The organism is Stappia sp. TSB10GB4 (assembly GCF_900185745.1).
In the GTDB taxonomy this organism is placed as follows: domain Bacteria; phylum Pseudomonadota; class Alphaproteobacteria; order Rhizobiales; family Stappiaceae; genus Stappia.
The window spans coordinates 58450-73179 of the sequence record NZ_FYAV01000044.1; the positions used below are offsets into that span (position 1 = coordinate 58450).

Here is a 14730-nt window from a genome sequence, read left to right on the forward strand (position 1 = left end):
AGATGTGAAGATGAGTTCTGACGATCTTAGAGACGACAGCTTGCGACCTTCGCCAGAAGCCCTGCTCGAAAAGGCGATGCAGGAGACGCGAGGCCGTCTCAAGATATTTCTGGGCGCGGCTCCCGGCGTCGGCAAGACCTACGAGATGCTGATGTCTGGCCGCGCCCGGAAGAGCGATGGTGACGACGTCGTCATTGGCGTGGTGGAGACGCACGGACGCGAAGAGACCGAGGCGCTGCTTCAAGGCTTCGAAATCATCCCGCGAGCGAAGGTTTCGTACAAGGGGCAGCATCTAGAAGAAATGGACCTCGACGCCGTACTTGAGCGACGTCCGCAGCTCGTGCTGGTCGACGAACTGGCTCATACCAACGCCCCCGGCAGCCGTCACCCCAAACGCTATCTCGACGTCCTCGAAATCCTGGACCGGGGCATCGATGTTTACACGACTCTCAACATCCAGCATGTCGAAAGTCTCAATGACGTGGTCGCGCAGATCACCCGCATCCGGGTTCGTGAAACGGTTCCGGATTCGATCATAGATAGGGCTAACGACGTCGAGATCGTCGACCTGACCCCGAGTGATCTGATCAAGCGCCTAAAGGAAGGCAAGGTCTACCTTCCCAAGACAGCCAAGCGTGCAATAGAGAATTACTTTTCTCCGGGCAATCTCACCGCTCTGCGTGAAATCGCATTGCGACGAACGGCGCAGCGGGTCGATCAGCAGTTGTTGTCAGAAATGCGTGCCGGCGCCATCAAGGGACCCTGGCCCGCAGGCGAACGCATTCTAGTGTGCATCAGCGATGATCGGCGCTCTGCGGGTCTGGTTCGCTATGCCAAGCGTTTGGCCGATCGGCTGCACGCACCATGGACGGCGCTTTATGTCGAGGGTCGGCGGCATCTGCAACTGGCCGACGATGAGCGGGATCGCGTTGCCGCAGTTCTACGGTTGGCCCAGAGCCTTGAGGGTGATGCGATTACTATCCCCGGCGGAAATCGTCGTGTCGCCGAGGACATCATCGCCTACGCGCAAACAAATAACATCACCCATATCGTCATCGGAAAGAGTAGACGATCACGTTGGTTCGAGATCTGGCATGGTTCGGTGGTGCACGAGCTTGTGCGCCGGGCCGGTAACATCAGTGTCCACGTTGTAGCCGGGGAAACGGACACTGACGCCAGCATTTCCAGAAGTTCTGTAGCAGTCGCCTTTCATCGACCGAAGTTCGAATGGAGAGTTTATGCGAATTCCACGCTGATCGTATCCGTCGCGAGCGTAATCGGTAAGCTGCTTTGGCCATGGATAGGAGTTGAGCCTATCGCCCTTGTGTTTATTACGGCCGTGGTCGCCGTGTCTGTTCGTTATGGGCTCTGGCCGTCTCTTTATGCGAGCATGGTATCGGCTCTCGCCTACAATTTTTTCTTCACCGATCCTTACTATACATTTTTCATTTCTCGTCCGAGAGAGATCATTGCGGTCGTCTTCTTCGCGATCGTCGCAGTCATCGTATCGAATGTCGCTGCGCAGGCGCAGGCGCAGGCTGTGGCGGCCAAGGCAAGAGCGCGCGCGACCGAGGCCCTCTTTTCGTTCAGCCGCAAGCTTGCTGGGGCCGGCGCGCTGGAAGACGTGCTGTGGGCTACGGCTTACCAGATGGCGTCGATGCTGAATGTGCGGGTCGTCATCCTGCTTCCTGAGAACGGCACGGTCGCAGTGAGAGCTGGCTATCCACCTGACGATACGCTTGTCGACGCCGATATAGCCGCTGCGCGGTGGGCTTGGGAGCACAACCGACCTGCCGGCCGCGGAGCCGACACGCTGCCCGGCGCCAAGCGCCTCTATCTGCCGTTGATTACCGGAAGCACGCCAGTCGGCGTCGTTGGACTGGACAATGACAAGGAAGGCCTGTTGCTCACACCCGAGCAGCAGCGCCTGTTCGATGCGCTGGCCGACCAGGCGGCGCTTGCCATCGAACGCATTCAGCTCGTTGCCGACGTCGACAAGGCCAAGCTGGCGGCCGAGGCCGACAAGCTCCGCTCGGCGCTGCTCTCCTCTATCTCGCACGATCTCAAGACACCGCTTGCGTCCATTCTTGGCGCGGCGGGCACTCTAAGGGACTATGCTAGCGCAATGTCGGAGGCTGATCGCACCGACCTGCTCGCAACAGTCGTTGACGAATCCGAACGCCTCAACAGGTTCATCGCCAATCTTCTGGACATGTCCAGGATCGAGACCGGAGCGATGGCGCCCAACGCATCAATCCAGTATCTGGACGACCTTGTCGGCGCGGCGCTGCGCCGGGCAAGCAAAATCATGTCGCGGCACAAGACAGTCACGAGCATTCCGTCCAGCTTGCCGATGCTCAAGGTCGACCCAGTGCTGTTCGAGCAGGTTCTGTTCAACCTGTTCGACAACGCCGCCAAGTACGCCCCCCCAGATACAACGATCCAGATTCGCGCGTGGGATGACGGGCGGTGGATGACCATCCAGATCCTCGACGAAGGACCGGGCATCTCCGCAGCTGATCTTGAGCGGATTTTCGACAGCTTCTACCGCGCCCGCAAGCGAGATCATGTCCTTGCCGGAACAGGGCTGGGTCTGTCGATCTGCAAGGGTTTTGTCGAGGCGATGGGCGGAACGATCATGGCCGACAACAGGACGGATCGCAGCGGCGCCGTTTTCACCATCCGCATGCCGGTCATGAACGACGCGCCAAGACTGGAAGAGTTGTGATGACACATTCCTCCGTAAAAATACTTGTGGTCGATGATGAGCCACCAATTCGGAAACTGCTGCGAGTCGGTCTCACCGCCGAAGGCTACGCGATCGTCGAAGCGACCAACGCCAGGGACGCGATGGAGAAGGTGGAAAGTGGACAGCCCGACCTGATCCTCCTCGACCTGGGTTTACCCGACCTGCAAGGGCATGAACTCCTGGCGAAGTGGCGCAACGAATTGCTCGATCTCCCGATCATCATCCTGTCCAGCCGTACGGACGAGCCCGGCATCGTAAGGGCCCTGGAACTCGGCGCTGACGATTATGTCACAAAGCCTTTCGGAACAAAGGAACTGGTCGCGCGCATCCGCGTCGCCCTTCGCCACAAACTGCAAGAGCAGGGTGAACGTCCGATCTTCCAGACCGGCGATCTGTCCGTCGATCTCGTCAAGCGGATTGTCAGAATGGCCGAGAAGGAGGTGAAACTCTCGCCGAAGGAATACGACATCCTTCGTGTCCTCGTTCAGCATGCGGGCAAGGTCATCACGCATCAGCATCTGCTCAATCATGTCTGGGCTGGATCGACCGACGTCCAGTACCTTCGCGTCTACGTCCGACAACTGCGCCAGAAGATCGAGCCGAGCCCCAATGAACCACAATACATCACCACGGAAACGGGGGTCGGTTACCGGCTGCGAGAAGCCGAATGATATCAATGAGAGAGCGCGGCACACTGTCGAGTGCGCGGGAGTAGAAGCGAGTGAACGTATGAAGATCTCTGAGGTCATGAAGCGGGATGATGTGCTCATCAACGTAGCTTCTTCATCAAAGACAAAGCTGCTTCAGTTCTTGTCCAACAAGGCGGCCGGCATTCTGGGCATCAACGAGGATGACGTTCTCGCCGCGCTGCAAGGCCGGGAGAACCTTGGGTCGACTGGAATCGGAGCCGGCATCGCGATTCCCCATGCGCCGGTCAACGGGATAGTTTCGCCGTTCACGCTCCTTGTCAGACTGGGCCGACCGGTTGCATTCGAGGCGATCGACGAACATCCGGTGGACCTCGTCTGCCTGATCCTCACACCGCCCGGCGAGCAGAACCGGCATTTGAAACTGCTGTCGACAATTACACGCCAACTCAGGTCGTCCGAGATAGTGAAGGCAATGAGGTCCGCGACCGACTCGGAGCACGTCTACGAAGCATTTATTCAGATGAACGCTGAGCTATAGCAGCGTTCTATACCGAGGATGATGCCGGCATCCGGCCATGCCGCGTCAGCGAACTCAGGAGCCAGCCACCGCGAGGCAAGCGACATATTCTAACCTCAGGCAGTCCATAACTTAGGACGGATCGCGGGCATCGGGGTCATTCGCGAACCCTACGAAAACGTATGACAATTCGCCAAAGAAAGCATGAGCCGTGTCCCGTCTTCACCGCCACCCGGAAAGCCATCTCGTTTCCCGCATCGGCTGGCTGCGCGCGGCTGTGCTCGGCGCCAATGATGGGATCGTCTCGACGGCCAGCCTGATCGTCGGCGTTGCGGCAGCTTCGGCCGCGACCTCCGATGTGCTGATCGCGGGGGTTGCCGGCCTTGTCGCCGGGGCCATGTCAATGGCGGCGGGCGAGTACGTCTCGGTCAGCTCCCAGTCAGACACCGAACAGGCCGATCTTTCGCGTGAACGTGCGGAGCTTGCGGGCCAGCCTGAGTTCGAGCGTGAGGAACTGGCTCGCATCTACATTGATCGCGGCGTCGAGGCCGAACTCGCCCACCAGGTCGCAGACCAACTGATGGCTAAAGACGCGTTGGGTGCGCATGCACGGGACGAACTCGGCATCTCGGAGGTGACCACGGCTAGACCAATCCAGGCGGCGTTGACCTCGGCAGCCACTTTCGCGGTTGGCGCCGCAATGCCGCTCGCCATGGTCCTGCTGATGCCGCGTTCATTGCTGGTGGCGGGCGTCTCGATCGCATCTCTCGTGTTTCTGGCGCTGCTCGGCGCTGTCGGCGCGCGCGCTGGCGGCGCCAATATCGGAAGGGCAACACTGCGGGTCACCTTCTGGGGCGCTCTGGCGATGGCACTGACGGCGGGCATCGGGGCGATTTTCGGTACGGTGGTGTGATTGCATGCTTTGGGTGACTGGAACCGTATATGGGCGAGGCAAAAGGTGATGCTCCATACTGGAGCCAGGACCAGACCGCATTAGCGGCTTCCATCGGCGCGAGCCTTGGCGGGCTGACGTCCGATCAAGCCGCGGCCCAACTTACTATTGTCGGACCCAACAGCGTCGAAGATGCGGCGCAACTGAGCGCCCTGCGCCTCCTGCTCCGTCAGTTCCAAAGCCCGCTCGTTCTCATCCTCGCATTCGCCGCGGCGATTTCGCTGGCGCTCCAGCAATGGATCGATGCTGGAATCATTCTGGCTATCGTCATTGGCAGCGCGCTTCTGAGCTTTTTTCAGGAGTACCGGGCCTCGACCGCTGTTGAAGAGTTGAAGAAGCGCCTTGCCCTGACCTGCCGCGTTATCCGCGACGAGGCGGAGCAAGAGATCCCGGTCAGCATGATCGTGCCCGGTGACATCGTCTTGCTGTCAGCCGGCAATCTCATTCCCGCCGACGGCGTAATCATCGAAGCCGCTGACTTTCTCGTCACCGAGGCGAGCATGACCGGCGAATCCTTCCCAGTCGAAAAACGCCCGGGGACTGTCCGGGCGGACGCGCCGATCACGGAGCGGACCAATTGCGTGTTTCTCGGCGCGTCGGTGCGCAGCGGCACGGCCAAGGTACTCGCGGTCAAGACGGGACGGCGCACCGAGTTCGGCGCGATCGCGGCCCGGCTACGGGCTCGCCAGCCCGAGACCGACTTCGCCCGCGGCGTGCGCCAGTTCGGTTATCTGCTCATCCGCGTGATGGTGGTCATCGTCCTGTTTGTGTTGACGGTGAACCTGCTGCTCGACCGCCCGGTGATCGAATCGTTGCTGTTCGCGGTGGCACTGGCGGTCGGATTGTCGCCAGAGCTCCTGCCGGCGATCATCAGCGTGACGCTCTCTGCCGGCGCACGCGCCATGAGCAAGCGAGGTGTCATCGTGCGGCGGCTCGACGCCATCGAGAACCTCGGCAGCATGGACATCCTGTGCACCGACAAGACCGGCACGCTGACCGAGGGCACCATCGTGCTGAGCGAGGTTCTGGACACCGCCAGCCGTCCCTCCGACGAGGTTCGGCGGCTCGCCTTCCTTAACGCGGCTTTCGAGACCGGGATCGAGAACCCGCTCGACACCGCGATCGTGGCAGCGGGGGAGGCTGCCAGCTTGACGACTGGTGGTCTGACCAAGATCGACGAGATCCCCTACGATTTCATGAGACGTCGGCTGACGATCGTCGTGGCCGAAGATACCGCACCGGCCCAGCATCTGTTCGTCACCAAGGGGGCGTTCGCCAACGTGCTCGACATCTGCACGGGAGTGGACCGCGACGGCGCGAGGGCGCCTCTGGACGATGCCGCCAGGGCAGAGTTGGAGGCAGTGTTTAAGGCAAAGGGCGAACAGGGATTTCGTGTGCTGGCCCTCGCCACCCGCAGCGTCGTCGCGCAGGCCGATTACGACCGTGAGGACGAGCGCGACATGGTCTTTCGCGGCTTTCTGGTCTTCCTCGATCCACCAAAGCCGGCAGCGAAACGGACGATCCGCGATCTCGCCCAGCTCGGCATCACGATCAAGGTGATCAGCGGCGACAACCGCCACGTCACCGCCCACATGGCCGAAGCCGTAGGGCTGGACGCGACGTCGATGCTGACCGGTGAGGAGTTGGCGACGCTGAAGGATGAAGCGCTGTGGCACCTCGCGCCGCGCACCGATCTCTTCGTCGAGATCGACCCCCAGCAAAAGGAACGCATCGTCCGCGCCCTGCAGCGCACCGGCCATTCCGTCGGCTATATGGGAGACGGGATCAATGACGCGCCGGCTCTCCACGCCGCCGATGTCGGCATTTCGGTCGAGGAGGCGGTCGATGTTGCGCGCGAGAGCGCCGACATCATTCTGCTGAGCCGCGATCTGGACGTGCTGCGCCAGGGTGTCGAGGACGGCAGGCGGACCTTTGCCAACACGCTCAAATACATCTCCATCACGACCAGTGCCAATTTCGGCAACATGATCAGCATGGCGCTGGCGACGCCGCTGTTGCCGTTCCTGCCGCTGGCGGCCAAACAGATCCTGCTGAACAACCTCCTCTCCGATCTGCCCTCGCTCGCGATCTCCAGCGACAATGTCGATCCGGAGCGGGTGCTTCGTCCCCAGCGGTGGAACGTCAAGGACATCCAGAAATTCATGATCGTATTCGGGCTGATCAGTTCGATTTTCGATCTGCTGACCTTCGGCGTCCTGCTCTACGCCTTTCAGGCAGGCCAGGCGGTGTTCCAGACCTCGTGGTTCATGATCTCACTCATGACCGAACTGGCGGTGGTTCTGGTCCTGCGCACCCGCAAGCCCGCCTTTCACAGCCGGCCGAGCCGCTTGCTCCTGTGGTCGACCCTCGCTGTGGCCGTCGCGACTTTCGCAATCCCCTTTCTTGGTGAACTGAGTACACTTTTCGGCTTCGTGCCGTTATCGGCGACGGAACTCGCCGCCGTGGTTGTGATCGTCGCCGGATACATCGTAGCCACTGAGGTGACGAAGACGTGGTACTTTCGATCGACTTGAGAGCCGCGAAGATGGGTAGTTCTTTTCGCTTAAGAACTGTGGGCGTTCACGCCGATACATCGTAGTCTGGTGCCTAACGTGGGTAGGAGTCGGCCCATAGGCAAGATCAACGCGACATGGCACCGGGCGCACCGATGCCGAAGAACCCTACACTTGATCAGCGGATCGAATGGCACCTGGCACACGCGAACGCGTGCGGCTACCGTGCCATCCACGGCAAGATTCTGGAAGAGATCAAACGGCGCGATCAAGCTCCCCACCGACCCCACGGCCAGCTGATCCCCCCGCAGAAGACTCAGCGCATGCCCAGCCAAGGCAGAGAACGTTGGATTCCAGATCCTCTCCCTCCGCCATTCACTGCTAATTATGCGCTGTAGTGAAATTTCCGCGCGATAGCTGTGCGAATGCCGCCTCTCACGTGCCGTCGGCCAGTGCTTGCCGGTCCCCCTCCGCCAAGAACCGCACCTTCAGCCCTGCGCCTTCTGCCAGGTCCTAATCCGGGCTCGGGCATTGGTGTAAGCGGACGAGGTGTTGAGCTGGATCATGCGGCCCTTGGTCCATTTCCCGTACCAGGCGCCGCCATAGAGTTCTTCATCGGATCGGGCCGTGATCGTCGCGATCAGTCCTGCCTTCGCATCCTCCAGACGGGCGAGCAGGTCGTGCCATTCCATCGCGCTGTAATCGGCGTAGAACTTCCGAGCCAGCAGGCCGAGTTGGTTCCATTGGAAGCCCGCTTCGGGGTAATCGACCGGTTCGCCCCGGTCGTCGCGGTCCAGCCATTTCAGAACCAGTTCGTTCCATCCGATCAGATAGGCGACCAGATCCGCCGGGCTCATCATGGTCCCTTCAGCATGGCCCTTCATCGTGACCTTACGTGCACGGTTGGGCTGAACCTTCGCCAAATCCGCGATCAGCCGCTCGAACGTCATCGTAATGGCCGCCAGTAGTTCCGTCTTGGTGGCAGGAACAGCCATGTCTTCCTTCCTCTGTAAGCATCGATCTTTGAAAAGAACTGGCCATATCCGTTGATCGGCAAGATTCCCGCCGTTGCTCAAAACGGCGTAAGCGTGCGGCATTAAAAGGGCGAAGCGCAGGCGTCGTTCTAATCTTCATTGGCCACGGCCCGCCATTATCTGACTTCGCGCTGTCGCCCTTTGGGCTTCGCTCCAGTCGGGGCCTCGCACGAGCTCGGACGGCCCTTGGCCTTGCGAACCCTGCGGGTTCGAAATGTCTGCGCGATGCTCCACCATTGTCTCAGCTCACGGCAGTCTCGCTTCGCTCGACGCCTTTCGCGGGGGCGGCCTTTCGGCCGGTCGCGGGATCTATGCGACACCGGCCTCGCGCATGATCCACCGGCGGAATGCCGCGATCTTCGGCACGGTCATCCTGCCCGGCTGCACAACGGCGAAATATCCCGCCTTCGCCCGAATGGGCGCGTCGATCGCCAGCATGATGCTCCCGGCCTCCAGATCGCGGGCGGCATAAACATCCCGCACGACGGCAAGGCCCTGGCCGGCAATGACGCCCTGGATCAGCAGGGCGTCGTCGGCATAGCTCGGCCCCTTCGTCGCATTGCGGGCCGGCCCGACGCCATGCGCCTCAAACCAGGCCGGCCAGTCCGCGCGGTCGCGATCCTGCAGAAGCGGATAACGAAGGCAGTCGGCCGGTTCGGTCAGAGGGCCGTCGATCAAGAGCGACGGGCTGCCGACTGCAATGAGGCGGGGGGCAAACAGCAAAGCGGCATCGAGGCCGGGATAATCGCCGGAGCCGTGCCGTATCGCGACGTCCACTCCCCCGGTCGTCATGTCGGCGAGCTGCACCGAGGTCTCGATCCGGAGCTCGACCTCCGGATGCTGCGCGGCGAAGCGGCCAAGGCGCGGCGTGAGCCAGCACGCGGCAAAGGACGGCGTGGTGCTGACGACCAGCGAACGCGGGCCTGGCCGACGATCCTCGAACAGTTGCACGGCGGCGTCGATCTGCTCGAAGCCCGGAGCGACCTTGCCGAAAAGGCGCAGGCCATGCGCGGATAGCTTCACCTCGCGGTTGCCGCGCTCGAGAAGCCGGACGCCGAAGCGCGCTTCCAGCGCCTTGACCTGCTGGCTGACGGCCCCCGGCGTCACGTTCAACTCCTGCGCGGCGCGCTTGATGCTGCCGTGCCGGCCGACCTCGACGAAGGTGCGCAGCGCACCAAGGGAAACGGGCAGCGTCATGATCTTCAGTTTAGCTGAGCTCAATCGTTCGGCAAGAGATATCATTTGTGTGGGCAAGGCCGAAATGTATGTCTGCCGCGCATGCAAACCAACCTTCCCCGATCCGATCACCTGTCCGCCGCCCTGGTCCGCCTCCTTGCGGTCGGCGCTGGCGCGGCCGTCGCAAACAGCTACTACAACCAGGCCTTCCTCGGCCATCTGACGACGGATTTCGGGCTGGCGGCCGGGGCTGCCGCCATCGTGCCGGTGCTGACACAGGCGGGCAACGCGATCGGCGTGCTGTTCCTCGCGCCGCTCGGCGACCGGTTGGAGCGCAAGTCGCTTATTCTTGTGACCACGGGCGCTCTGGTGGCGGCTCTCATCGGCGCGGCCGTCTCGCCCGGCTTTGTGTGGCTCGCGGTGGCCAGCCTCGCCGTTGGCCTGTTCGCCACGGTGGCGCAACAGATCGTCCCGCTTGCCGTGCATCTGGCTCCGCCTGCGGAGCGCGGGCGCATTCTCGGCACGGTGACGGGCGGCATCCTGATCGGCATCCTGCTTGCCCGTACGATCAGCGGCACGATCTCGGACGCCTGGGGCTGGCCTGTCGTGTTCTGGTTCGCGGCAGTGCTGATGATCGCCATCGGCGCGGCGCTGGCGCTCTGGCTGCCCCGTGTGCCGCCAACAACCGACTTGAGCTATCCGCGCCTGCTCGGGTCCCTATGGACGCTGGTGCGCACGCATGGCGTTCTCCGGCGCGCGGTTGCGGTGCAGTTCCTGATCTTCGCGGCGTTCATCGGCTTCTGGTCGACGCTGGCGCTGCTGCTGTCCGATCCGCCCTATCGGCTTGGCGGAACGGCGGTCGGTCTGCTGGCGCTTGTCGGCGTTGCCGGCGCGCTCGCCGCGCCGATCGCCGGGGGCTTTGCGGACAAGCGCGGGCCGGCCGTGGTGGTCTCGATCGGCGCGGGTTTCGTGTTGCTCGCCTTCGCCATCTTCGGGCTTTGGCAGGGCTCCCTCCTTGGCCTCGTTGTCGGCATTCTGGTTCTGGACCTTGCCGTGCAGTCCTCGCAGGTTGCCAACCAGGCGCGCGTCTATGCGCTCGATCCGACCGCCCGCAGCCGGCTCAACACCGTGTTCATGGCGACCATGCTGCTCGGGGGCGCGGTCGGAGCGGGCATCGGCGGTGCGGCCTATGCCGCCTGGGGCTGGACCGGCACATGCGCCTTCGGCGCAGTCTCGGCGGCTTTGGCCTTGCTCCTGTCGCGGCAATCCCAGGTCGTGGACTGATAATGGTGCCGGAAACGGCGTCCGGCCCGGCCATGACATGCCAGGAGGAGCGCGATGGCAGCAGGCGACGCCGATGCGGGCGTTCCGCCCAGGATCTCTAGCTTTCGAAAGTAGTCGGGCCTCAACCAGCATATCGTATTTTTGGTGACAGGCTGTCGAGGATAGACACTGTAGACTAGGGCAAGCAGACAAACTGGTTTAACGCTGGATATGAACCGACGCAGCTAATCAGATTGAACTGAACTAATCATTGCGCTCCAAGTCATCCACTGTGGGCGACCTGCCCTGCTTAAGGTGCTCGGCCCCTCGGAGGATAGCGGTGATAATGCTGCGTTGGTCATCTGTCAGGTCTGTTTCCGCCAAGTGCTTTCGACCAGCCTCCAAAAGCACGTCAAGGTCAAAAAGATTTCGATCTGGGTTGTCGCGCATCGTGTAGCGACGAACAGGCGTGCCGAGGCTGTAACTGACCAAACCACGCGCAGCTTTCGCCATGAAATCGGCGCTTTCGAGCATGCCTCTGGCGAGCCACTGCTTCGGTTGGTCAGCACCTAATAGATATGCCCAAGCACGAACTATATTGAAGTAATAGGCAGATTTCTCGAGAGTTCTCTCGACTTCTCCCTGCTTGATTTTACCCACCAGCGTTTTGCCAAGTTTGGCGAATGCCTCGGCGTCGATTGTCGGAGGCTCAGTCGAGCTCGATTTGAAGATCTGGAGTTCCCGACCACGATCCGTGAACTGTTCGGCGAGGAACATAGCAGAATCGGCCTTGCCGAAAGCCTCAACAAGATGCTCGCCTGCTGCTTCTACGCCCCACTGCTCAAGCATATTTCTGACGAGAAACATCAACTGCGATCTCGGTGAAAGCTCGAACATACCGGCATCGCGATCGATGGAGATAATCTCCTCGCCGACCCTGAACAGAGCATCCAGCAGGCCCTGCTGAGGCATTGCTGCATGGGGATGTCGGAATTGTACACGCAGCTCATCAAGCAGCTTTGCAACCATTAACTCGCCACGACTGTTGGTCCGACCCAGATAAGCCCGGATGATGCGTTCGCAATCATCGGCGCTGTCGAGCTTAGACATGAGTTCGTTGACCACTGCCTTGGGGATAGCATCGGATGACGGATGCAAACCGAAATACGTGTCGTATCCGGCTGCGCTCCCTACTCCTCTTCTACGGGTGGTCTCAATGAAGCTTTCGTCACTATAGTGCCCCTTGCCTTCGAACCATTTGCCAGCCTGAGGAAAAAGGATCGTCAAAATGCGCATTACCTGCGAACGGCAACCATCGGGGATCCGGGCCTTCAGATCTTCAGCGGCTTCAATTTTCACGTCGTCGTTCGACATGAAAAAACGGCCCTCTGTAAAAATAAAGTCGCGATTGTCTCGGATCCAAGAAAATGCTGCTTGGTCGAACAGACGAATACCCTCCATCGCCAGAAGATCTTGGGGATCGATCTCACCCTCCATGGCCGGCCAAGAAAACTTGGCCGCATTCGACAGGCGCACAATGTCACGGGGAGATCTTATCCACCGATTGATGCCGTCACGAACAAGGTAGTGCCAGCGCGTGGTGGCGGGAGTGTCGACGGTCAGAAATGAAATCTCTTCGTTGAGGATCGCCAGAAGAGCGTTCCGAGATGGTATGGGGAGTTCGATTTCCTGCTGGACGATTTTTTCTGCGAACCTTGGACCGATGCGGTTTACCTTCCGATCCAGGGCGTCCCACACGATGTCCCTATCATACGACAAGAGATAGACGACATTTGGTAACCGGCCAATACTTTTGACCATCTGCATGATGGCCCGCACGTTGTCGTCATCGAGACGGTCAATATCGTCTATTGTAACGAGGAAACGCTTACCGCTTCGACTAAGCTGGTCCTTCAGACTTTCGTAGGCGGTCTGCAGCGACGGGTCCTCCAGGAAGCGTCCAAGCAAAGCATTGACCGACTTCTTGGCGACATTCGACCCGAATCCAGAGGCAGTGCCGGTGGGGTCAACGGTCAATGCCACTGTCGCCGCAGCGTCGACGAGGTTGTCCGTAGTCCCGTGCATGAACCGAAGTGTTCGGCGCCAGAAACGGACCCACTTGCTGTCTCTCGGACCCAAGCGTTCGGATAGGATCTTGAAGAAGACGGTTATCAGATCCTGATGGCCGGATACGATCCAGGGACGGAAGTCGATGTGGATAACCTGATCGTCTTCATGCTCCGCATTGTGCTTGTTCAGGTAGGCGAGAATGAAATTGATAGCGGTCGATTTACCCGTTCCCCATTGCCCGTGAATTCCGATCACATAGCCGTTCGGCGCGGTCAAAGAGGTGATGACCTTGGTTATGCGCGAGGCGAACGGAGCATAATTGAGCCTATCCTGAACCCATGGATTCTGCTTCGGCAGGTCGTCACCCAGCACGCTTCTTTTTGTCATTGCTGCCCCAATAATACGGCATCTGATCTAAGAATAGTGCCCTTGCTCTCTAGCCGCAAATCAGAGGTCGCTTGATTGGTGTCTGCACTTGGCATTGCGCTGCCCAGTTGGAACGGTCGGCATGGGGCGCATTGTCGCCGAACCGGCTTACAAGATGAAGGATAGCTTTCTTGTCCGCGCGCCCCAAACCCGCCTGTCCGCTTCCCCCTTCCCGCCGCTCGCGGCTCGCGACCCGGAGGGCTCCGGCGCAAGCGCAGGTCTCCGCCATGGTCTTGCTCCGCCGTTTTGCCTCGCCCACGCGGCCCCGGCGGCGTGGGCCGGGGGCGACCTTCGCCTCCCCGCCCCTTGCTCTGATAAAAGCCGTCTCCCGGCCGGCCGCGGCCGGATGTTCCGGCGTCCGGCAACGCATCCTGCCCCAAGGTCCTGCGCGCGTCCTGCGCCTCCCTGTTGACCAGGGCGGTGCGCTCGGACACGATCTCCGAACGCCCGTGACGGCGGGGCCGAGGCCCGCTTCCCACCGCCAGACGCCCGAGGCCCGGCCCGGCGCCCGGCCCGAGACGCCGCCCACAGCCCATGGTGCGACCCTTTCGCCCCGGGCCGCCGATCGCGTTGACGCGGGGGCGCGGATAATATCTTGTTTTCTGAATATAGCGCATTCCATCTGCGGGGGAGAGGATGGCGATGGTCCCGCCCGACAGGCTGGGGAGGCCGGTGCGGCGGATCGGCGCGGCGCCGCTGCTGCTGTGGGCCTTCGCGACCTTCTGGCTGTTCACCACCGGCGCCTGGAAACAGTTCTGGCCGAGCTTCGGCGGGCTCCTCACGGTTGCCCGCTTCTATGCCTGGGGGGGTGTTCCGGGGCGAGGAGCACCCCTATCGGAAGATCTTCACGCGCAAGCACAACCCCTTGCAGGCGCTCAGCTATCTGGCGCTGAAAGTGGTGCTGTTCCCGGCCATCTGGTCGACCGGGCTGATCTATCTGCTGCACGCGCTGTGGGGCCACTGGGACCCGGGCGGCTTCTGGATGACGATTGTCGCCAACCTCCACATCCTCGCCGGCTTCGCGATCTTCACCTTCGTGATCATCCACGTCTATCTGCTGACCATCGGCCATGGCTTCCTGCGCCATGTGCGCCCGATGGTGACCGGCTTCGACCGGATCGTCCTGACGCCCGAGCAGGAGGCCTATCTGCGCGCCGACGAGCCGGAGCGGCTGCGGGAATAACTCGCCCTGCCGGCTCCGAGCCGGCCTGCGCCGCAGGGCGTTGGCGGAGCCGTTGCCTGTCCGATGGCGGCTTGCGGAGTTTGCGAGGCGCGCGCCGAATTTTCGCGATGTCGAGACGGAATTTTGCAAAATCCGTCTCGAAATCCGCAAAGGCCGGATGCGGGGACAGGAGGGCCGGGATCCGCGGAGCCCCGCGC

Annotated in this window: 10 protein-coding genes; 7 read left to right on the top strand and 3 right to left on the bottom strand. The window is 61.3% G+C overall.

The window, feature by feature from the left end; translation table 11 throughout:
- Positions 1 to 10: 10 nt before the first annotated feature.
- The 5 genes from TSB10GB4_RS09680 (at position 11) to mgtA (ending at position 7402) form a co-directional block, all read left to right on the top strand.
- On the top strand, positions 11 to 2728 hold the full coding sequence (locus TSB10GB4_RS09680; RefSeq protein ID WP_186395579.1) for a sensor histidine kinase KdpD: 2718 nt from the start codon (positions 11 to 13) through the stop codon (positions 2726 to 2728).
- The gene (locus tag TSB10GB4_RS09685; RefSeq protein ID WP_186395580.1) at positions 2728 to 3420 is read left to right on the top strand and encodes a response regulator transcription factor; all 693 of its coding nucleotides are present in this window, start codon (positions 2728 to 2730) and stop codon (positions 3418 to 3420) included. Before TSB10GB4_RS09680 ends, TSB10GB4_RS09685 begins: the two co-directional genes overlap by 1 nt.
- A 58-nt stretch (positions 3421 to 3478) precedes the next feature.
- A complete protein-coding gene (locus TSB10GB4_RS09690; RefSeq protein ID WP_244570872.1) occupies positions 3479 to 3937 on the top strand; it encodes a PTS sugar transporter subunit IIA in 459 nt (152 codons plus the stop codon).
- Between the two features lie 190 nt (positions 3938 to 4127).
- Positions 4128 to 4829: a VIT family protein gene (locus tag TSB10GB4_RS09695; protein ID WP_186395581.1), complete on the top strand. Its 702-nt coding sequence runs from the start codon at positions 4128 to 4130 to the stop codon at positions 4827 to 4829.
- A gap of 29 nt (positions 4830 to 4858) precedes the next feature.
- On the top strand, positions 4859 to 7402 hold the full coding sequence (mgtA, locus tag TSB10GB4_RS09700) for a magnesium-translocating P-type ATPase (RefSeq protein WP_186395582.1): 2544 nt from the start codon (positions 4859 to 4861) through the stop codon (positions 7400 to 7402).
- A gap of 467 nt (positions 7403 to 7869) precedes the next feature.
- Here the strand turns inward: mgtA and TSB10GB4_RS09705 are convergent, their stop codons facing one another.
- Both TSB10GB4_RS09705 and TSB10GB4_RS09710 read right to left on the bottom strand, forming a co-directional pair.
- The gene (locus TSB10GB4_RS09705) at positions 7870 to 8376 is read right to left on the bottom strand and encodes a ClbS/DfsB family four-helix bundle protein (RefSeq protein ID WP_186395583.1); all 507 of its coding nucleotides are present in this window, start codon (positions 8374 to 8376) and stop codon (positions 7870 to 7872) included.
- A 348-nt stretch (positions 8377 to 8724) separates the two neighbouring features.
- Positions 8725 to 9723, bottom strand: coding sequence for a LysR substrate-binding domain-containing protein (locus TSB10GB4_RS09710; RefSeq protein WP_244570873.1), 999 nt, complete (start codon positions 9721 to 9723; stop codon positions 8725 to 8727).
- Here TSB10GB4_RS09710 and TSB10GB4_RS09715 point away from each other — a divergent pair.
- Positions 9694 to 10875, top strand: a complete 1182-nt coding sequence (locus TSB10GB4_RS09715) for an MFS transporter (RefSeq protein ID WP_186395584.1) — start codon at positions 9694 to 9696, stop codon at positions 10873 to 10875. The genes TSB10GB4_RS09710 and TSB10GB4_RS09715 overlap by 30 nt on opposite strands.
- A gap of 243 nt (positions 10876 to 11118) precedes the next feature.
- On the opposite strand, the gene TSB10GB4_RS09720 is transcribed toward TSB10GB4_RS09715, so the two are convergent.
- A complete protein-coding gene (locus TSB10GB4_RS09720) occupies positions 11119 to 13296 on the bottom strand; it encodes a P-loop NTPase fold protein (RefSeq protein ID WP_186395585.1) in 2178 nt (725 codons plus the stop codon).
- An 850-nt stretch (positions 13297 to 14146) separates the two neighbouring features.
- Here TSB10GB4_RS09720 and TSB10GB4_RS09725 point away from each other — a divergent pair.
- Entirely contained in the window at positions 14147 to 14533 is a 387-nt protein-coding gene (locus tag TSB10GB4_RS09725) for a cytochrome b/b6 domain-containing protein (protein WP_186395586.1), read from the top strand.
- The last annotated feature ends 197 nt before the right edge of the window (positions 14534 to 14730 follow it).

Excerpts from the sequence above, each read along its gene's own strand:
- TSB10GB4_RS09680 (WP_186395579.1), top strand. The coding sequence starts at position 11 with ATGAGTTCTGACGATCTTAGAGACGACAGCTTGCGACCTTCGCCAGAA.
- TSB10GB4_RS09685 (WP_186395580.1), top strand. The coding sequence starts at position 2,728 with ATGACACATTCCTCCGTAAAAATACTTGTGGTCGATGATGAGCCACCA.
- TSB10GB4_RS09690 (WP_244570872.1), top strand. The coding sequence starts at position 3,479 with ATGAAGATCTCTGAGGTCATGAAGCGGGATGATGTGCTCATCAACGTA.
- mgtA (WP_186395582.1), top strand. The coding sequence starts at position 4,859 with ATGGGCGAGGCAAAAGGTGATGCTCCATACTGGAGCCAGGACCAGACC.
- TSB10GB4_RS09705 (WP_186395583.1), bottom strand. The coding sequence starts at position 8,376 with ATGGCTGTTCCTGCCACCAAGACGGAACTACTGGCGGCCATTACGATG.
- TSB10GB4_RS09715 (WP_186395584.1), top strand. The coding sequence starts at position 9,694 with ATGCAAACCAACCTTCCCCGATCCGATCACCTGTCCGCCGCCCTGGTC.
- TSB10GB4_RS09725 (WP_186395586.1), top strand. The coding sequence starts at position 14,147 with ATGCCTGGGGGGGTGTTCCGGGGCGAGGAGCACCCCTATCGGAAGATC.